Origin of the sequence: Achromobacter sp. UBA4530, assembly GCF_002388205.1 — a bacterium.
Classification (GTDB): Bacteria; Pseudomonadota; Gammaproteobacteria; order Burkholderiales; family Burkholderiaceae_B; genus Achromobacter; species Achromobacter animicus.
Window position 1 is genome coordinate 26,322 of the sequence record NZ_DGMA01000046.1, and the last position, 16,994, is coordinate 43,315.

The 16,994-nt window shown below is 67.1% G+C and carries 20 protein-coding genes; 6 read left to right on the forward strand and 14 right to left on the reverse strand.

What is annotated here, in order from left to right; genetic code table 11:
- The first annotated feature begins 1 nt into the window (after position 1).
- The 5 genes from B2W22_RS26820 to B2W22_RS26840 are packed head-to-tail and all read left to right on the forward strand — an operon-like array spanning position 2 to position 3,116.
- Entirely contained in the window at positions 2–700 is a 699-nt protein-coding gene (locus B2W22_RS26820; RefSeq protein WP_175186128.1) for a glutathione S-transferase N-terminal domain-containing protein, read from the forward strand.
- A 17-nt stretch (positions 701–717) separates the two neighbouring features.
- Positions 718–1,182: a GNAT family N-acetyltransferase gene (locus B2W22_RS26825; RefSeq protein WP_175186127.1), complete on the forward strand. Its 465-nt coding sequence runs from the start codon at positions 718–720 to the stop codon at positions 1,180–1,182.
- Between the two features lie 38 nt (positions 1,183–1,220).
- A complete protein-coding gene (locus tag B2W22_RS26830; protein ID WP_056318682.1) occupies positions 1,221–1,496 on the forward strand; it encodes a lipoate protein ligase C-terminal domain-containing protein in 276 nt (91 codons plus the stop codon).
- Positions 1,493–2,269, forward strand: a complete 777-nt coding sequence (locus B2W22_RS26835; RefSeq protein WP_105238573.1) for a lipoate--protein ligase family protein — start codon at positions 1,493–1,495, stop codon at positions 2,267–2,269. The genes B2W22_RS26830 and B2W22_RS26835 overlap by 4 nt, the downstream gene beginning before the upstream one ends.
- Before the next feature lie 28 nt (positions 2,270–2,297).
- Entirely contained in the window at positions 2,298–3,116 is an 819-nt protein-coding gene (locus tag B2W22_RS26840; protein ID WP_175121894.1) for an RsiV family protein, read from the forward strand.
- A gap of 186 nt (positions 3,117–3,302) precedes the next feature.
- Here B2W22_RS26840 and B2W22_RS26845 read toward each other — a convergent pair whose 3' ends face one another.
- The 11 genes from B2W22_RS26845 to mltG form a co-directional block, all read right to left on the reverse strand.
- Positions 3,303–4,592, reverse strand: coding sequence for a Glu/Leu/Phe/Val family dehydrogenase (locus tag B2W22_RS26845; protein ID WP_175121895.1), 1,290 nt, complete (start codon positions 4,590–4,592; stop codon positions 3,303–3,305).
- 339 nt (positions 4,593–4,931) lie between these two features.
- Complete coding sequence (gene hutG / locus B2W22_RS26850) at positions 4,932–5,879, reverse strand: formimidoylglutamase (protein WP_175186126.1); 948 nt, start codon at positions 5,877–5,879, stop codon at positions 4,932–4,934.
- Positions 5,876–6,664: an amino acid ABC transporter ATP-binding protein gene (locus tag B2W22_RS26855; RefSeq protein ID WP_286898685.1), complete on the reverse strand. Its 789-nt coding sequence runs from the start codon at positions 6,662–6,664 to the stop codon at positions 5,876–5,878. The genes hutG and B2W22_RS26855 overlap by 4 nt, the downstream gene beginning before the upstream one ends.
- The gene (locus B2W22_RS26860) at positions 6,661–7,329 is read right to left on the reverse strand and encodes an amino acid ABC transporter permease (protein ID WP_056570374.1); all 669 of its coding nucleotides are present in this window, start codon (positions 7,327–7,329) and stop codon (positions 6,661–6,663) included. The genes B2W22_RS26855 and B2W22_RS26860 overlap by 4 nt, the downstream gene beginning before the upstream one ends.
- A complete protein-coding gene (locus B2W22_RS26865) occupies positions 7,326–8,069 on the reverse strand; it encodes a transporter substrate-binding domain-containing protein (RefSeq protein WP_191579413.1) in 744 nt (247 codons plus the stop codon). The genes B2W22_RS26860 and B2W22_RS26865 overlap by 4 nt, the downstream gene beginning before the upstream one ends.
- A 126-nt stretch (positions 8,070–8,195) precedes the next feature.
- Positions 8,196–8,936 (reverse strand): IclR family transcriptional regulator, encoded by a 741-nt coding sequence (locus tag B2W22_RS26870; protein ID WP_175139186.1) that lies wholly within the window; start codon positions 8,934–8,936, stop codon positions 8,196–8,198.
- A gap of 181 nt (positions 8,937–9,117) precedes the next feature.
- The gene (locus B2W22_RS26875; protein ID WP_286940249.1) at positions 9,118–9,996 is read right to left on the reverse strand and encodes an ankyrin repeat domain-containing protein; all 879 of its coding nucleotides are present in this window, start codon (positions 9,994–9,996) and stop codon (positions 9,118–9,120) included.
- 38 nt (positions 9,997–10,034) lie between these two features.
- A complete protein-coding gene (locus tag B2W22_RS26880) occupies positions 10,035–10,805 on the reverse strand; it encodes a TatD family hydrolase (protein WP_175139184.1) in 771 nt (256 codons plus the stop codon).
- A 17-nt stretch (positions 10,806–10,822) separates the two neighbouring features.
- The gene (holB, locus tag B2W22_RS26885; RefSeq protein ID WP_286940250.1) at positions 10,823–11,872 is read right to left on the reverse strand and encodes a DNA polymerase III subunit delta'; all 1,050 of its coding nucleotides are present in this window, start codon (positions 11,870–11,872) and stop codon (positions 10,823–10,825) included.
- The gene (tmk, locus tag B2W22_RS26890; RefSeq protein ID WP_286940251.1) at positions 11,869–12,492 is read right to left on the reverse strand and encodes a dTMP kinase; all 624 of its coding nucleotides are present in this window, start codon (positions 12,490–12,492) and stop codon (positions 11,869–11,871) included. Before tmk ends, holB begins: the two co-directional genes overlap by 4 nt.
- Entirely contained in the window at positions 12,489–13,619 is a 1,131-nt protein-coding gene (gene mltG, locus B2W22_RS26895) for an endolytic transglycosylase MltG (RefSeq protein WP_414632035.1), read from the reverse strand. The genes tmk and mltG overlap by 4 nt, the downstream gene beginning before the upstream one ends.
- A 159-nt stretch (positions 13,620–13,778) precedes the next feature.
- On the opposite strand from mltG, the gene B2W22_RS26900 reads away from it, so the two are divergent.
- Positions 13,779–14,777, forward strand: coding sequence for a YgfZ/GcvT domain-containing protein (locus B2W22_RS26900; protein ID WP_286940253.1), 999 nt, complete (start codon positions 13,779–13,781; stop codon positions 14,775–14,777).
- A gap of 53 nt (positions 14,778–14,830) precedes the next feature.
- Here B2W22_RS26900 and B2W22_RS26905 read toward each other — a convergent pair whose 3' ends face one another.
- From B2W22_RS26905 to mmsB, 3 genes are all read right to left on the reverse strand, one after another.
- Complete coding sequence (locus B2W22_RS26905) at positions 14,831–15,520, reverse strand: VIT1/CCC1 transporter family protein (protein WP_175121905.1); 690 nt, start codon at positions 15,518–15,520, stop codon at positions 14,831–14,833.
- A gap of 73 nt (positions 15,521–15,593) precedes the next feature.
- The gene (locus B2W22_RS26910) at positions 15,594–16,031 is read right to left on the reverse strand and encodes a PaaI family thioesterase (protein ID WP_175139179.1); all 438 of its coding nucleotides are present in this window, start codon (positions 16,029–16,031) and stop codon (positions 15,594–15,596) included.
- 1 nt (position 16,032) lies between these two features.
- Positions 16,033–16,923: a 3-hydroxyisobutyrate dehydrogenase gene (mmsB, locus tag B2W22_RS26915; RefSeq protein WP_175139178.1), complete on the reverse strand. Its 891-nt coding sequence runs from the start codon at positions 16,921–16,923 to the stop codon at positions 16,033–16,035.
- Between the last annotated feature and the right edge of the window lie 71 nt (positions 16,924–16,994).

Below are 16,994 nucleotides of genomic sequence, written 5' to 3' on the forward strand. Positions count from 1 at the left end.
CATGATCGATCTCTATTACTGGACTACCCCCAACGGTCACAAGATCACGATGTTCCTTGAAGAGACCGGACTGCCGTACAAGATCCACCCGGTCAACATCGGCCGCGGCGACCAGTTCAAACCCGAATTCCTGGCCATCGCGCCCAACAACCGCATCCCCGCCATCGTCGACCAGGCCCCTGCCGATGGCGGCGCGCCGATTCCGTTGTTCGAATCAGGCGCCATCCTGCAGTACCTGGCCGAAAAGACCGGCAAGTTCCTGCCCGCCGACGTGCGCGGCCGCGCCGAAGTGTCGCAATGGCTCTTCTGGCAGATGGGCGGCCTGGGTCCCATGGCCGGCCAGAACCACCACTTCTCGGGCTATGCGCAGGAACGCATCGCCTACGCCATCGATCGCTACGTCAACGAAACCAATCGCCTGTACGGCGTGCTGAACAAACGGTTGGCCGACCGCGAATTCGTCGCCGGCGACTATTCCATCGCCGACATGGCGGCCTACCCTTGGATCGTGCCGCACGCCAAGCAGGGCCAGGACCTGAACGACTTTCCGCACCTCAAGCGCTGGTTCGACACGATCCGCGCGCGCCCCGCGACGCAACGCGCGTACGCACTGGCCGACACGGTCAACACCACGCCCCCGCTCAGCGACGACGAAGCGCGCCGCATCCTGTTCGGCCAGACCGCCCAACACGTCCGCTAACGCCCAAGGAGCGTGCCATGAACGCACCGCAACGCGTCTTTCGCCGCGCGCGCGCGGCCGATCTGCCTGCCATCGTGGCCATGCTGGCCGATGACGACCTGGGCGCCGGTCGCGAGGACGCCTCCGTCCCGCTGAACCCGCGCTATGTTGCCGCCTTCAAGGCAATTGAGCAGGATTCCAACCAATTCCTGGCTGTGGTTGAGCAGGATTCACAACTGGTGGGCTGTTTGCAGTTATCGTTCATACCCGGCCTGTCGCGGCTGGGCCTGTGGCGGGGCCAGATCGAAAGCGTGCGCATCGCGTCGGCGTTCCGCGGCGCGGGCCTGGGCCGCGCCATGTTCGAATGGGCCATCGAACAGTGCCGCAGCCAGGGCTGCGGGCTGGTCCAGCTCACCACGGACCGTGCGCGCCCCGATGCGCGCCGGTTCTACGAAAGCCTGGGTTTCAAGGCCAGCCACGATGGCATGAAGCTTAGCCTGTAACGTCTGATTCTGATTTTCGAAAGGAGCGCCCAATGCCCTTGCATGGCGAATACAAAGTCCCCGGCGGCAAACTGGTGGTCGCGGATCTGGAAGTGCGCGATGGCCGCCTGGCCGACGTGCGGATCAGCGGCGACTTTTTTCTTGAGCCGCCCGAAGCGCTTGAAGCCATCAACCGCGGCCTGAACGGCATGCCCGCCGACGCCGGCGAACTGGAACTCGCGGTGGCCGTGCAATCGGCCCTGCCGGCCGACGCCGAGATGTTCGGCTTCTCGGCCGAAGCCATCGCCGTGGTGCTGCGGAGGGCGCTGGCATGAGCCGTACCGACTGGAACGACTACGACTGGCAACTGATCCACGAAGGCCCGCAGCCGCCCGCGCTGCACATGGCGCTGGACGCAGTCATCACCGACGAAGTGGGCGCCGGCCAGCGGCCGCCCACGCTGCGCATCTGGGAATGGTCGGCGCCGGCCGTCGTGATCGGCCGCTTTCAATCGCTGAAGAACGAAGTCGATCCGGACGGCGCTGCGCGCCACGGCATCGAGGTGGTGCGCCGCGTGAGCGGCGGCGGCGCGATGTTCATCGAGCCGGGCAACTCCATTACCTATTCGCTGAGCGCTCCGCAGGCGCTGGTCCACGGCATGAGCTTCCAGGAGTCGTACGCCTTCCTGGACGCCTGGGTGCTGACCGCGCTGCAAGGCCTGGGGATCAAGGCCTGGTATCAGCCGCTGAACGACATCGCCTCCGACATCGGCAAGATCGGCGGCGCGGCGCAGGCCCGCCGTGCGGGCGCCGTGCTGCATCACGTCACCATGTCCTACGACATCGACGCCGACAAGATGGTCGAAGTCCTGCGCATCGGCCGCGAGAAGCTTTCCGACAAGGGCACCACCAGCGCCAAGAAGCGCGTTGACCCCCTGCGCACGCAGACCGGGCTGGCGCGCGAGGTCATCATCGATCGCATGGTGGAAACTTTTGCCGGCCTGCATCGTCTGACCCCGGGCAGCGTAGGCAGCGAAACGCTGGCGCGCGCCCAGGCGCAGGCGGACGAAAAGTTCTCCCGCGCCGAGTGGACAGGCGTCGTACCCTGACGGCGCCTCGGTTTTTGGAGGTAATTGCATGAGTCGCACATTCACGCCGCCCGGCGCGATACGCGGTCTGATCCTGGGCGCCGCCCTGCTGGCCATCGCCGGCTGCAGCAGCACGCCCCCGTCGAACATCACGCTGGCCGATTCCAACGCGCAATCTTCAGCCACGCCCCAAAAGGTGGGCGACCTGTCCACCGAGCGCATCAAGTGGGCCGCCAGCAAGCCGGGCTGCGAGGGCGACTGCCCGCGCATTGAGATCGACAGCGTGGCCTTCCCGGGCATCCCGAAGCTGACGGCGCTGGTGGACCACGTTCTCGCCTACATGACCGGCACCGACGCCAACCGGCGCGGCCCCTACGACACGCTGTCGGAATACACGAAGTATTTCTGGTCCACGGCGCGCCCGCGCGACGCGACCTACTTCAAAGCCAGCGTGAAGGACACGGTCGGCGACATCGTTGCCATCGAACTGCATACGGAGCAGTACCTGACCGGCGCCGCGCACGGCATTCCGGCCACGCAATATCTGAACTGGGAGCGCAGCCGCGGCCGCGTCATGAGCCTGGACGAAGCGCTGATCCCGGGGCGGCGCGCCGAGTACGTCGCGGCCCTGCAGCGTGCGCACGCAAAATGGCTGACCGGCAACCCGGACGCCAAACGCGACCCGGCGGCGTACAACAAGATGTGGCCGTTCCAGGAAAGCGACAACTTCGCGCTGACGCGGGACGGCATCGTGGTCAAGTACGACGCCTATTCCATCGCGCCGTATTCGCACGGCGAGCCTGAGTTGGCGATTTCGTACCAGGATCTGCGCGGCATTTTGAAGCCGGAGCTGCTGCCGGCGTCGTAAAGCCCCCGCGGCGGCCGGCTTCACGAATCCACGGCCCCGGCCGGCCTCCGCAAACGAAAATGCCGGGCATCCGCCCGGCATTTTCTTGCGCCACAAATAGGAATCGCCCCTTGCGGAGCGATTCCTTTTTTTGTCTCTCTCTGCCTCCTCGACGACGCGCCCGTGGGCGCATCGCCGATTCAGTCTTTACGGATACAGACCGCGCACCTGGCGGGCCTGCAGGATCCGCGTGCAAGCCACGATGAACGCGGCGGTGCGCAGCGTCACCTTGTGCTCGCGCGACACCTGGGCCACCGCGGCGTAGGCCTCGCGCATCAGGCGTTCGAGGCGCTGGTTGATCTCTTCTTCGCTCCAGAAGAAGCTGGAGAAGTCCTGCACCCATTCAAAGTAGCTGACCGTCACGCCGCCGGCGTTGGCCAGCACGTCCGGCACGACGTAGACGCCGTTCTCGGCCAGGATGTCGTCCGCTTCCGGGGTCGTCGGGCCGTTGGCGCCTTCGACCACAATCTTGGCGCGCACCTTGGCGGCGTTGTCGACGGTGATCTGGCTTTCCAGGGCTGCCGGGATCAGGAATTCGGTTTCCAGCGTCCAGAACTCAGCCTTGTCCAGCGCCTGTCCGCCCGAGAAGCCGCCCACGCCGCCGGTCTGCGACACGTGCGACAGCAGCTTGTGCACGTCCAGGCCAGCCGCGTTGTGCACGGTGCCGGTGTGATCCTGCGCGGCAATGACCTTGGCGCCGGCTTCATGGAACAGGCGGGCGGCGGTGCCGCCCACGTTGCCGAAGCCCTGCACGACGACGCGCGCGCCGGCCACATCGATGTTCCTGTCGCGCGCGGCTTCGCACGCCACGACGAACACGCCGCGGCCGGTGGCCTCGACGCGGCCCAGGCTGCCGCCCAGTGCGATCGGCTTGCCGGTGACCACGCCCGTGGCGGTGGCGCCTTCATTCATGGAGTACGTGTCCATCATCCAGGCCATGGTCTGGGCGTTGGTGTTCACGTCAGGGGCGGGAATGTCCTTGGACGGTCCGATGATGACGCCGATTTCGCTGGTGTAGCGTCGCGTCATGCGTTCAAGTTCCGAGGCGGAGAGCTTGCGCGGGTCGACACGGATGCCGCCCTTGGCGCCGCCGTACGGCAGGTTGACTGCGGCGTTCTTGACCGACATCCAGGCGGCCAGCGCCATCACTTCGGACAGCGTCACGTCCTGGTGGAAACGCACACCACCCTTGCCCGGACCGCGCGACACGTTGTGCTGCACACGGTAGCCCTCGAAGTGGGCGATGGTGCCGTTGTCCAGTTCGATCGGCACATCGACGATCAGCGAGCGCTTCGGACGCTTCAGCGTCTCGACCCACCGGCTCAGGGAACCGAGGTACGGCGTGACCCGGTCGACTTGTTGCAGGTAATTACCCCAAGGGCCGAGGTCCTCGGCATTCAGATAAGACGGCAAGGCATGGGTGGGAGTTTGAGACATGAGCATGCTCTCCTGACAAAGTTGCGCCATTTTATCCACGAAAGTTATAGCGTCCCTATTTAAAGTTTAAATATTTTAAATAGGGACGCATTAACGTTGCGGATACCGAACGGGTCGCAGGCGGGCCCGGAAGCTGCACCTATCCTAAGCCGCGAAACTGGCGGCGTCCAGCCTGCGGCCGGGATACGCGGGGCGAAAAAAAGGCGGCCTCTTTTGGAAGACCGCCCTCTACATCCACGCCTACCTTGCAGACCGCCCCCGGTGTCGGACACCGGGGTAAGGCGCGCTTTCACGGTGTGCCACCGAAGCAAAGGCGTCGGACACCTCTGCCGCGCCGAGTCACACCGACAGCAACTGCCACGCCAAACGCGCCGCCGCGCGCGCGCCATGGCCGTCGACGTCGAACTTGGGATTGAACTCCGCCAAGTCCGCCAATCGGAGCTTGCCGCTCGCCTTAACCCGCAGGACGATTTCCTCGATCACGGCCATCGGCACGCCATAAGGCGCCGGCGCGGACACCCCCGGCATTACGCCGGCGGGCAGCACGTCCAGATCGATCGTCAGATACACGTGCTGCGCCTTGGCCAGCAGTGCGTCCACGTCGGCCAGACGGGCTTCCAGATGCCGTTCCTGCATGTCGCGGTCTTCGATCCACACGGCCCCGATTTCCGCGGCGCGGGCATAGAGCGCTGGCGTGTTGGCCAGCCGCGAGACGCCCAGGCAGGCGTATTGCAGCTCACGCCCGCGTGCCTCGCTGTCTGTCGCGATCTGGTCGAACGGGGTGCCGGAACTGCCGGGACGGCCCGTGCGCAGATCGAAGTGCGCATCCAGATTCAGCACCAGCACGGCGCCCGCGTCGCCGCGCGCGTCCAGCCAGCGGGCCAGCCCCTGGAAACTGCCCCAGGCGATTTCATGGCCGCCACCCAGGACGACCGGGCGCGCGCCCCGCCCCATCAGTTCGGCCAGACGCAGGCCCAGGCGTTCCTGCGCGTCTTCCAGCTTGTCGCCGTGGCAGTCGACGTCGCCGGCATCCAGCAGGCGCGTCAGCCCATGCGCTGGAAGGCCCGCCAGATACTTGCGGATGCCCGCAGGCCCGGCGGCGGCGCCCACCCGGCCCTGATTGCGCGCCACGCCCGCATCGCAGGCAAAGCCCAGCAGCACGGCCTCACCCATCTCGCCCTGCCCCGCTTCGGCCTCGACGATGTGCGCGAGCCGGCGGGTGTCGCCCTGCTCGGCGCTGTCGTCGCGGGCCTTCCAGAGGCTCTTGTCCAGTTTCGGCGCGCTCATGCTGCGGCTCCCGGACCGGCGCTCAGGACCGCCTGCAGGAATTCGCGGGTGCGGGCTTCGCGCGGCTCGCTGAAAATCACCTCCGGCGGCCCGGATTCCAGGATGACGCCGCCGTCCATCACGGCCACCACGTCCGCCACATCACGGGCAAAGCCCATCTCGTGCGTCACGACCATCATCGTCATGCCTTCGCGGGCCAGCAGCTTCATGACCTGCAGCACTTCGCCGACCAGTTCCGGGTCCAGCGCCGAGGTCGGCTCGTCGAACAGCATGACCTGCGGCTGCATGGCCAGCGCGCGCGCAATGGCCACGCGCTGCTTCTGACCGCCGGACAGGCTGGCGGGCATGGCCGCCATCTTCTGCGACAGCCCCACCTTGTTGAGCAGGTCCGCCGCCAACGCATTGGCCTGTTCGCGGCCCATGCCCAGCAGCGTGCGGGGGCCGACGGTCACGTTGTCCAGCACCGACAGATGCGGGAACAGATTGAAGCCCTGAAACACCATGCCCACCTGCGTGCGCAACTGGTTCAGTTCGGCTTCTGGCAACATCGCCCCATCTTCCTGCAACGTCTGGCCGCAGATATCGACCGTGCCGCGCTGGGCGACTTCCAGCCCGTTGCAGCAACGCAGCAAGGTGCTCTTGCCCGAGCCGCTGGGCCCGATGACCACCACCACCTGCGACTTCAGCACATCGAAATCGATGCCGCGCAGGACGGCGTGATCGCCGTAGGACTTGTGCAGGCCGCGGATGCGGATCATTTCCTGACCTTCGATGACGAGGCTCATTGCACCATCCCTCCCGCGCGCAGACGATGCTCGATCTTGCGCAAAATCACCATGGCGGTCGTGGTCAGCGCCAGATAGATCAAAGCCACTACCAGGTAGGTTTCCAGCGAGCGATATGACACGCTGATGATCTTCTGCCCTTCGTGCATCAGATCGTGAATGGTCAACAGCGAGACCAGCGCCGAATTCTTGATGAGCGCGATGAACTCGTTGCCCAGCGGCGGAATCATGCGCACGAATGCCTGCGGCAGGATGATGATGCGCATCGCCTGGCCGGACGACATGCCCAGCGAGCGCGCCGCCTCCGTCTGGCCGCGATCCACCGACTGGATCGCGCCTCGCACGATCTCCGACACATAGGCCCCGGAATACATACCCAGGCCCAGCACGCCGCAGGCGAACGCCGGGAGCGTCACGCCGAACTGCGGCAGGCCGAAGAACCAGATGAACAGCTGCACCAGCAGCGGCGTGCCCCGGAAGAACAACAGGTACGTGCTGCACAGGTGGTACGTGATGCGGCGCTGCGGGTTGAGGCGGCCGATCCCGACCAGCAGCCCCATCACGCAGCCCAGCAGCAAGGCGCCGGCGGTCACCTCGATGGTGACCAGCGCGCCCCGCATCAGCGCGTCGAAGTCGGCGAAGACGGGTGAAAATTCCAGGTTCATTTCGCGGGCGCCTCGAACCACTTGTTCACGATGGCCTGGTAGCTGCCATCGGCCTTCAGCTTCTTCAGCGCGGCGTTCAGGTCGCGCGTGAGCTCAGGCTTGTTCTTGGGCACGGCGATGCCATAGTCCTCGGTCGTGACCTGATCGTTCAGCACGGTCAGGCCGTTGGTGCTCTGCGCGAACAGCTTGGCCGCGGGCTTGCCCGTCACCGCGGCATCGGCGCGGCCGATCTGCACCAGATTGAACATCTCCTGGTTCTTCTCGACTTCCACGCGCTGCACCTTGGGGAAATGCTCTTTCAGGTAGTTCACCGACTTCGTGCCGACCTGCACCGACACCTTGCGGCCATCCAGATCCTTGATCGACTTGACGGGGCCGTCGGCCTTGGTCAGGACCACCAGGCCGCCCGCGTAGTACGGATCGGTGAAATCGACGACCTTGCTGCGCTCGGGCGTGATGTAGATGGCGGACACCGCGATGTCGGCGCGGCCGGCCTGCAGCGCCGGAATCAGGCCCTTGAAGTCGATGTCGATCCATTCAACCTTCTTGCCCATCGCGCCGGCCAGCGCTTCGACCAGCTCGATGTCAAAGCCGGTGCGTTTGCCGTCCTTGACGAATTCCATCGGCGGGAAGGTGGCGTCGGTGACGGCGCGGATCGTTTCCTGGGCGTGCGCGGCGCCGGCGGCCCAGGCGAGGCTCAGGGTCAGGGCGGCGGACAGCAGGGTGCGGCGAGTGGTCATGGTGGGGTCCTATGGAGGTGGGTGCGACAGGTGGTACGACGGTGGGTACGACGATCGTTGCGGCTAGGAACGGGCTAAGCGATGAAGCAGGTGAAACAGGTATTCGATAAGGCGGACAACACGGCGTCAGGCGGCCTTCAGGCGCTCCGAGATGCGGCGGGCGGCCGCGAGGGTCATCTCGATCAGCGCGTCCGGATGCTGCGCGGCGCGGGTGGACGGCGCCATCAGCGTGATCGAGGCCACGGCCTGGTTCGCCCGTTGAAAGATCGGCACGCTCACGCCCCACACACCGGCGTCGACTTCGCTGTCGGTCACCGCATAGCCCTGCGCGCGGATGGCCTCCAGCTCGCCGGTCAGGCGGGCGGCATCCACGCCGGCTTCGTCGGCCAGGTAGGTCAGCGCGGCCTGCAGGCGGGCCTGCGGCATGAACGCCAGCAGCGACTTGGCCGACGCGCCGCGCGCCAGCGGCAGCCCGCGGCCCTTGGTGAACGAGCAGCGCAGCGGATGCTGGCTTTCCACCATGTCCAGGCACACGGCCTGGTCCTTCACGGCGACGAGCAGGCCGATGGTTTCGCCGGACGACGCGGCCAGCGCCGCCATGTCGGGTTGCGCTTCGTGAATCAGGAACGACGACTGGTCAAAGCCCCAGGCGAGCTGCACGCACAGCGGGCCGGGTCCGTACTCGCCTTCGTGTTCGGCGACGAATCCCCAGCGCTTGAGGAGCGCGATCTGCCGGTAGAGCGTGCTCTGCGCCAGACCCGTTTTTTCGGCAAGGGCGGCAATGCTGAGCGGGCCGTCGTGCCGGGCCAGGGTGGCCAGCACATACAGGACGCGATCCGCGCCCGCCCCGACAGACGATTCCGACATGAAGATTCAACCCCCAGCAATATGGGAGCGAGATTATCAATTTGTGGCGATTTTACTTCCGATTTTTCCCATCCATTGAGAATCGCAAGGGAAAACCCCGAAATCCGGGCGTGAAAAAACCCGCCGTGAGGCGGGTTTTGATGGGCCGGCAGCGGGACGTTTCCGCATCTACCGGCGATCGTCACGGCGCGGGGGGCTTCTCGTAATCCGACAGCCCGACGCCGGAGACGCCCTTCACACCACCCCCGGGCGCCGCAGCGGCCGGCGCCGGCGCCGACGGGGCCGCGGGCGCTGGAACCGCCGCCGGCACCTCAGCCGCCGGCGCGGTATCCGCTTGCTGGGGCGCGCCCTGCGCCGCTGCGCGGCGTTTGCGCCTGGCGTCCTCTTCCTTCTTGACCAAGGCCGTCAGCTCGGCGGCGAGCGACGCCGACTTGCCCGTGGCCGCCCACGCGGCGGCGTCCTGCCCCTTCGTGTCCTGCGTGGTGACGTCGGCGCCGGCCTTGAGCAGCAGCTCGACCATGGGCTTGCGGCCGGACAGCGCCGCCATCATCAGCGGCGTCTCGCCATTGGGCGCGGGCGCATTGACCATGGCCTTGTTCGCCAGCAGCAGCCGCGCCATTTCCATCTGACCCTTGGACGCGGCGTAATGCAGCGGCGTCCAGCCCAGGCGGTTGACCTGCGCACCGCGGGCGATCAGCTTCTTGGCGCGTTCGGTTTGCCCCGCGATGGCCAGGTACATCAGCGGCGTCTCGCCCGCCGGGTTCTCGGCGTTGACGTCGGTGCGCTTGTCCGCGGCCAGCACGTCGAAGACGTTCCAGGCGTTGTCCACGACCGCGCGCATGATGGCCGGCTGGCCGTTCTTGTAGCGCACGTTGGGATCCGAGCCTTGCGCCAGCAGATCCTTGATGTCGTCGGGATAATCGTTGGCGACGTAGACCCACCAGTCGGCGGGATTGGCGGCCTGCGCCGCGGGTGCGGCCAGACCGATGGCCAGCGCCAGCAGACCGGCGCGGCCGCATGACAGGAAGGCTTGATGGGCGGAGGCGATGCGGATGGCCATGGCTGTCCTCGGATGCAAATTCAGTGAATCGGGATGACCTATTTCTTGATCTTGCTGAACAGCTTGAAGAAATTGTCGGTAGATGCGCGCGCGACCTCGGCCGCCGTGATGCCGCGCAGGTCCGCGATCTTTTCGGCCACGTGGATCACCTTGGACGGATCATTGAGCCTGCCGCGGAACGGCACCGGCGCCAGGTACGGCGAGTCGGTTTCGATCAGCAGCCGATCCAGCGGGACCTTGGCGGCCACTTCGTGCACGATCTGCGCGTTCTTGAACGTGACGATGCCGGACAGCGAAATGTAGAAGTTTTGGTCCAGCGCGGCCTGCGCCACTTCCCAGGTCTCGGTGAAGCAGTGCATTACGCCGCCCGCCTCGGCCGCCTTTTCCTCGGCCAGCATGCGCACGGTGTCCTCAGCGGACGACCGGGTGTGCACGATGAGCGGCAGGCCCGCGTCGCGCGCGGCGCGGATGTGGCGGCGGAAACGTTCGCGCTGCCAGTCCAGCGGTTCGGACAGCCGGTAGTAGTCCAGCCCGGTTTCGCCGATGGCCACGACCTTGGGATGCTCGGCCAGCCGCACCAGTTCTTCGGCCGTGGGGTCCGGCGTGTCTTCGTAATCGGGGTGCACGCCCACCGACGCCCACAGGCGCGGCTCGGGTTCGACCAGCGACATCAGGCCGGGCCATTCCGGCATGTTGACGCTGACGACCAGCGCGTGCGTGACTTGATTGGCGGTCATGCGGTCAAGAATGGCCGGCAGATCGTTGGCAAGCTCGGGAAAATTCAGATGACAGTGTGAATCGACGTACATGGAGAGTCTGGTAGGGCTTACGCCTGGCAGGATAGCACCACGCGTTGCAGGGTGGCGTGGGCGAAAAGCTTGGCGTTCAGGGGGTGCGTGGCCAGCGCGCGCTGGCGCGTCAGCCAGCGGGCCGATTCGGCCACGCGGGCGGGATTGATACGGGCGGCGACCTGCGCCACACCGGTTTGCAGCGACGGGAAATACCGCACCGGCGCGCCCGCGCTGGCCAGCATCAGATCGGTGTAGAGCCGTTGCAAAGCATCGATCCATTCGGCCGCCGCCACCTTTTCCAGGGATTCGGCCAGCGTGCCGACATCGGGCGTCTGGCCCTTGGACAACGGATTGACCAACTGGCCCAGCCACGCCGGACAGGCGAATTCGCCCGACTGCGCCAACCGCAATGCCGCCAGCGGCGCGCCGCCTGCGGCAGCCAGCCATTCGCGCGCCGGTTCCACGTTCTGGTCACGCAACCATTGCAGCGCCGTATCCGCATCGGGCGCGGGCAGCGGCAGCCGGCGGCAGCGCGACACCAGCGTGGGCAGCAACCGGTCCGGCGCGTCCGCGACCAGCAGGAAGACGGTATGGGGAGGCGGTTCTTCCAGCACCTTGAGCAAGGCGTTGGATGACACGACGTTCAGCGCGTGGGCCGGATACAGCAGCGCCACGCGCCAGCCGCCGCGGTGCGTGGCGGTGTTGAACCAGGATTCCAGCGAGCGGATCTGGTCGATACGGATTTCCTTGGAGGGCGCGCGTTTGGCGGCGCCCGCCGCTGGCTCGGCGTCTTCGGCCTGTTCGGCCGCGTCCGCGCCCTCTTCCACGGCCACCGCCTCGGGGCGAATACGGCGCAGGTCCGGGTGATTGCCGCTGGCGAACCAGTTGCAGGCCGCGCAGTGGCCGCACGCCAGCCCGTTCTCGGGCGTCTCGCACAGCAGGCTGGCTGCCGCCGCGATGGCGAAATCCAGCTTGCCGATGCCGGCCAGCCCGTGCACCAGCCAGGCATGCGCGAACCGGTCACGATTGCCCAGCCACGCACGGGCCGTCTCCATCTGCCAGGGGTGGAACTGGGGCGCGCTCATGCAGGAACGGCCAGCAGCTCGCGCAGGCCCGCCTCGAGGTCTGCGCGGATATGAGCAATGGAACGGGTGGAATCGACGACTCGGATACGGTCGGGATCGGCCTTGGCGCGGGCATGGTAGGCCTCGCGGGTGCGCTCGAAAAACGCCGCGCCTTCGCGCTCGAAGCGGTCGGGCTCGCGCGCATCGGCCAGCCGCGCCCGCGCAACTTCCAGCGGCACGTCGAACAGCCAGGTCCGGTCCGGGCGGCCGGCGCGCATCCAGTCTTCCAGGACCGCCACGCGCTCGGCGCCCAGGCCGCGGCCGCCGCCCTGATAGGCGTAGCTGGCGTCGGTGTAGCGGTCGCAGACGACCCACGCGCCGCGCGCAATCGCCGGCTCAATGACCTGGCGGGCGTGTTCGCAACGGGCGGCAAACATCAGCAGCGTTTCGGTGTCCAGCCCCATGGCATCGTTCAGCACCAGCGCGCGCAGTTTTTCGCCAAGCGGTGTGCCGCCCGGCTCGCGGGTGGACACGACCTCAAGGCCCTGCCCCCGCAGGAAATCCGCGATCCAGTCCGTGTGCGTGCTTTTGCCCGCGCCGTCCACGCCCTCCAGCGTAATGAAGCGTCCGCGTGAGGTCATTGATCTTGTCCTTGTGCTGATTCGGGTTCGGGGTCGGCCGGCGCGGCGGCGGGCGCGGGGGTTGGCGTAGGCGCGGGTGCGGGCGCGGGGGTTGGCGTAGGCGCGGGTGCGGGCGTGGCGCGCTGGCCCTGACCCAGAATGTAGCGGGCGACGTTGCGGTTGTGCTCGGACAGATTGGCCGAGAACTCGCTGGTGCCGTTGCCGCGCGAGACGAAATACAGGAACTTGTGCTGTTCAGGCTGCACGGCGGCCAGCAAGGCGGCGCGGCCCGGTGCGGCGATCGGCGTGGGCGGCAGGCCCGGACGCGTGTAGGTGTTCCAGGGCGTGTCGGTCTGCAGGTCGCGCTTGCGGATGCGGCCCTGGTAGGCCTCGCCCATGCCGTAGATCACGGTCGGGTCGGTCTGCAGCAACATGCCGATCTTCAGCCGGTTGGTGAACACGCCCGACACGCGCCGGCGCTCCGGACCGTGGCCGGTTTCTTTCTCGATGATCGACGCCAGGACCAGCGCTTCATAGGGCGTGGCGACGGCCACGTCGGATTGGCGCTTGTCCCAGGTGTCGTTCAGGATGCGCTGGCCTTCCTGGTAGGCGCGGCGCAGCAGGTCAAAGTCGGTGCTGCCCGGCGTGAAGATATAGGTGTCGGGGAAGAACAGGCCTTCGGGGTGCTTGATGGTCGAGCCCAGCCGTTCCAACAAGTCTTCGTCGCTGACGCCGTCCAGCGTCTGCTTGACGTCCGGGTTGTCGCGCAGCGCCTGGCGGATCTGGCGATAGGTCCAGCCTTCCAGGAACGTGATCTGGCGCTGGGTCATGTCGCCGCGCGCCAGGCGTTCGAGCAGCAGCCACGGCGTATCGCCATTGATCGCCTGATAGCCGCCCGCCTTCATCAGCTTGTCGCGTTCAGACAGACGCGCCATCCACACGAAACCGGGCTCCCACATCGGCACGCCGGCCGCGTTGAGCGCGCGCGCGACAGTGCGCGGACTGCTGCCCGGATCAACCACGAAGTCAATCTTGTCGGCCGCCAGCGTCATCGGGCGGTGCATCCACATGTAGGCAGCGCCCACCGCGCCGCCAACGGCCAGAACGATGAGCAGCAGGAACCACAGGACGAAATTTCGGAGTCGCATCTTCATAAGTGTCGGAAGTTTAATGGATCGCGGGCCTTGCCCGGGACACAACCGGGGCCGGGTGGCGCGACGCGCCCCTTTGCCCATCGGGGACATGGCAAGCCCGTGCCGGGATCGGGGCTATCATCAGCACTTTGATGACGCGATAACCCCGCCGCCATGCACGCCTATTACGCTTCGATTCCCGTCCGCGCCGAAGGTTGCGCCCAATGCGCCCCGCTGGAAGATCTGACGGTCTTCACCGCCGCCGGCGCCGACGCCCTCACCTTTCTGCACGGCCAGCTCACGCAGGACGTCACCGGTCTGACCCCGGACGCCGCCCGCCTGGCCGGCTATTGCACCGCCAAGGGCCGCCTGCTGGCCACGCTGGTCATGTGGCGCGGCGCGGGCGATGCCGATGACGGCCCCCAGTTCTACGGCATGGTCCGGCAGGACCTGTCCCAGGCCCTCATCAAGCGCCTGTCCATGTTCGTGCTGCGCGCCAAGGTCAAGCTGGCCGCCGCGCCGCTGCATGTGGCCGGGGTGCAGGCCACCTCGGAGCAGGCCGCCGCGCTGGAAGCCCTGACGGGCACGCTGCCACGCGCCACCTGGCAGCGCGCGGATCTGCCGTCCGGCACGTGGATCGTCGCGCCGTCGGCCGACGACCGCCTGCGCTGGTGGTGGATCGCCTCGGACGCGCAGCTGGAACAATCCGGCGCGCTCACGCAGGCGCTGGGACTGGCGCCGGCCGCGCACTGGCATGCGGGAGACTTGGCGGCCGGCATTCCCTGGATTGCCGCGGCCACGCAGGATGTCTTCATTCCGCAAACGGTCAATCTGGACCTGATCCAGGGCGTCAGCTTCACCAAGGGCTGTTATCCCGGCCAGGAAGTCGTGGCGCGCAGCCACTACCGGGGCACCGTCAAACGGCGCATGGCTTACGGCACCATTGCCGACGCCGGCCTGAAAGTCCCGGCGCTCGCGGGGGTCGATGTGTTCGACGCCGCGCAGCCCGGCGAAGCCATTGGCCGCGTGGTGCAGGCCGCCACCGACGCGGGTGTCGTGTCGGTGCTGTTCGAAACCACGCTGGCCGCGCTGCCCGAGGGCGATCTGCGTCTGGCCAGCGCCGACGGTCCCCGCATCGCGGCGGCGCCGCTGCCGTACTCGATCAATCCCTGATCCTTCCGGGCCTGCCGCGCAGAAGCCCGCGCGCGCAGGCCTGGCGGCCATCGTCAGACCGCCACCCCGAACAACGCCCCCACACCGGCCGTCACGGCCATCGCCGCCGCGCCCAGCACGGTGACGCGCAACGCCGCGGGCAGTTTGGGCGCACCGCCCGCCTTCGCGGCCATCGTGCCCAGTGCCGCCAGACAGCACACAGACGCGCCGATGACCCAGCCGATCAGGTGCGGTCCGGGCGACACCGCCGCCACCGCCAGCGGCACTGCGGCGCCGCCGGCAAACGACGCGGCCGAGGCCAGGGCCGCCTGCACCGGCCGCGCACGGTTGTGCAACGAGATGCCCAGTTCATCGCGCGCGTGCGCGTCCAGCGCGTCGTGGCTGGTGAGCTGGCGCGCCACCTGTTCCGCCAGATCGCGCGTCAGCCCCCGGGCCACATAAATGTCCACCAGTTCGGCCAGCTCTTCGCCGGAATTGCGCTTGAGCGAGCGTTGCTCCATGCGCAGGTCGGCGGCTTCGGTGTCGGCCTGGGTGCGCACCGACACGTATTCGCCCGCCGCCATCGACAAGGCGCCGGCCACGAGGCCCGCCAGTCCGGAAGTCAGAATGGCGCCATGCGAGGCCTGGGCCGCGGCAACGCCCGTGATGAGGCTGGCTGTCGAGACGATGCCGTCGTTGGCGCCCAGCACCGCGGCGCGCAGCCAGTTGCTGCGGAAAATTCGATGATGTTCTTTTGCTGGCATTGCCGGAAAACCCATGCGAGGCGCGACAGACGCGAGGCGCGACAGGCATGGCCCGGCGCGCCCCGCGCGGAGTTCATCGCGGCGTCACGCGCACCGCGGTCAGCAAGCCTATCACGCACAGCGTGGCGTGTTCGCCGTCGTAGGCATGCATTTCCACCTGGCAGACCGAAAGGCGCTTGCCCGGCTTGACCACGCGCCCGGTCGCGACAAAACGGTCACCCTTTGCGGGCGCCAGGAAGTTCATTTTGAACTCCGACGTCAGCACGTCCTCGCCCGGACCGAACAGCGTGAACGCGGCATAGCCGCCCGCACTGTCGGCAATGGTGGTGGAAATGCCCGCGTGCAGAAAGCCGTTCTGCTGGCACAGGTCGGCGCGGTAAGGCAGAACGATGTCCACCCTGCCCGGCTCGACCGTGTCCAACTTGGCGCCCAGCAGCGCCATGATGCTTTGCTGGCTGAAACTGGCCTGGACCCGCGAGGCCGGGTCCACAGCGGCGTTGGACGGCGTCACTTCAGTCCTGCTCGCGCTTGACCAGGTTGACGATGCTGGAAAAGTCCAGCTTGCCGGAGCCGCCGCCGCTGTGCAGCGAATACAGATTGCGCGCCAGCTCGCCCAGCGGAATCGAGGCACGCGCCGACAGCGCCGCCTCGGCCGCCAGGCCCAGATCCTTGAGCATCAGGTCCACGCCGAAGCCGCCGGCATAGCCCTTGGACGCCGGCGCATGTTCCATGACGCCCGGCCACGGGTTGTAGAGTTCGGTCGCCCAGTTGCGTCCCGAGCTCTTGGCGATGATGTCCGACAGCACCTTGGGATCAAGACCGTTGGCCACGCCCAGCGCCAGCGCCTCGGACGTGCCGGCCATCAGGATGCCGAGCAGCATGTTGTTGCAGATCTTGGCCACCTGCCCCGCGCCTGCCGGGCCCGCATGGAAGATGTTCTTGCCCATTTTCTCGAGCACGGGTCGCGCGCGTTCCAGCGAGGCTTCGGCGCCGCCCACGATGAAGGTCAGCGTGCCCGCGGCCGCGCCGCCCGTGCCGCCCGAGACCGGCGCGTCGATCATGGCGATGCCGCGCGCCTCGGCCGCCTGGGCCACCTTGCGCGCCGAGTCGGGCGCTATCGTGCTGCATTCAATGACCAGCGCGCTCGAAGCGATCTTGCCGAGCAGATCCTGATCCAGGTACAGGCCCTCGACGTGCTTGCTGGCCGGCAGCATCGAGATCACGACCTCGGCCCCTTCGACCGCTTCCGACGCGGACGCCGCCGCCGTCGCGCCGGCGTCGGTCAGCAGCTTGATGGCCGCCGGCACCAGATCAAACACCTTCAGGCTGTGGCCGGCCTTGACCAGGTTCAATGCCATGGGCGCGCCCATGTTGCCCAAACCGATAAACGCGATGCTGCTCATGATGTCTTGTCTCCTGTTGCTATTGCTGTAGGTATGGATTCATCGTGACCTGCGAAACTGCGTGACCTGCG

Coding starts and splice junctions, on each gene's coding strand:
- B2W22_RS26880 (WP_175139184.1), bottom strand. CDS start 10,805: ATGTACGTCGATTCACACTGTCATCTGAATTTTCCCGAGCTTGCCAAC.
- B2W22_RS26865 (WP_191579413.1), bottom strand. CDS start 8,069: ATGACCACTCGCCGCACCCTGCTGTCCGCCGCCCTGACCCTGAGCCTC.
- B2W22_RS26825 (WP_175186127.1), top strand. CDS start 718: ATGAACGCACCGCAACGCGTCTTTCGCCGCGCGCGCGCGGCCGATCTG.
- B2W22_RS26905 (WP_175121905.1), bottom strand. CDS start 15,520: ATGCCAGCAAAAGAACATCATCGAATTTTCCGCAGCAACTGGCTGCGC.
- tmk (WP_286940251.1), bottom strand. CDS start 12,492: ATGACCTCACGCGGACGCTTCATTACGCTGGAGGGCGTGGACGGCGCG.
- B2W22_RS26900 (WP_286940253.1), top strand. CDS start 13,779: ATGCACGCCTATTACGCTTCGATTCCCGTCCGCGCCGAAGGTTGCGCC.
- B2W22_RS26855 (WP_286898685.1), bottom strand. CDS start 6,664: ATGAGCCTCGTCATCGAAGGTCAGGAAATGATCCGCATCCGCGGCCTG.
- hutG (WP_175186126.1), bottom strand. CDS start 5,879: ATGAGCGCGCCGAAACTGGACAAGAGCCTCTGGAAGGCCCGCGACGAC.
- holB (WP_286940250.1), bottom strand. CDS start 11,872: ATGAGCGCGCCCCAGTTCCACCCCTGGCAGATGGAGACGGCCCGTGCG.
- B2W22_RS26860 (WP_056570374.1), bottom strand. CDS start 7,329: ATGAACCTGGAATTTTCACCCGTCTTCGCCGACTTCGACGCGCTGATG.
- mltG (WP_414632035.1), bottom strand. CDS start 13,619: ATGCGACTCCGAAATTTCGTCCTGTGGTTCCTGCTGCTCATCGTTCTG.
- B2W22_RS26840 (WP_175121894.1), top strand. CDS start 2,298: ATGAGTCGCACATTCACGCCGCCCGGCGCGATACGCGGTCTGATCCTG.
- B2W22_RS26835 (WP_105238573.1), top strand. CDS start 1,493: ATGAGCCGTACCGACTGGAACGACTACGACTGGCAACTGATCCACGAA.
- B2W22_RS26870 (WP_175139186.1), bottom strand. CDS start 8,936: ATGTCGGAATCGTCTGTCGGGGCGGGCGCGGATCGCGTCCTGTATGTG.
- B2W22_RS26875 (WP_286940249.1), bottom strand. CDS start 9,996: ATGGCCATCCGCATCGCCTCCGCCCATCAAGCCTTCCTGTCATGCGGC.
- mmsB (WP_175139178.1), bottom strand. CDS start 16,923: ATGAGCAGCATCGCGTTTATCGGTTTGGGCAACATGGGCGCGCCCATG.
- B2W22_RS26820 (WP_175186128.1), top strand. CDS start 2: ATGATCGATCTCTATTACTGGACTACCCCCAACGGTCACAAGATCACG.
- B2W22_RS26845 (WP_175121895.1), bottom strand. CDS start 4,592: ATGTCTCAAACTCCCACCCATGCCTTGCCGTCTTATCTGAATGCCGAG.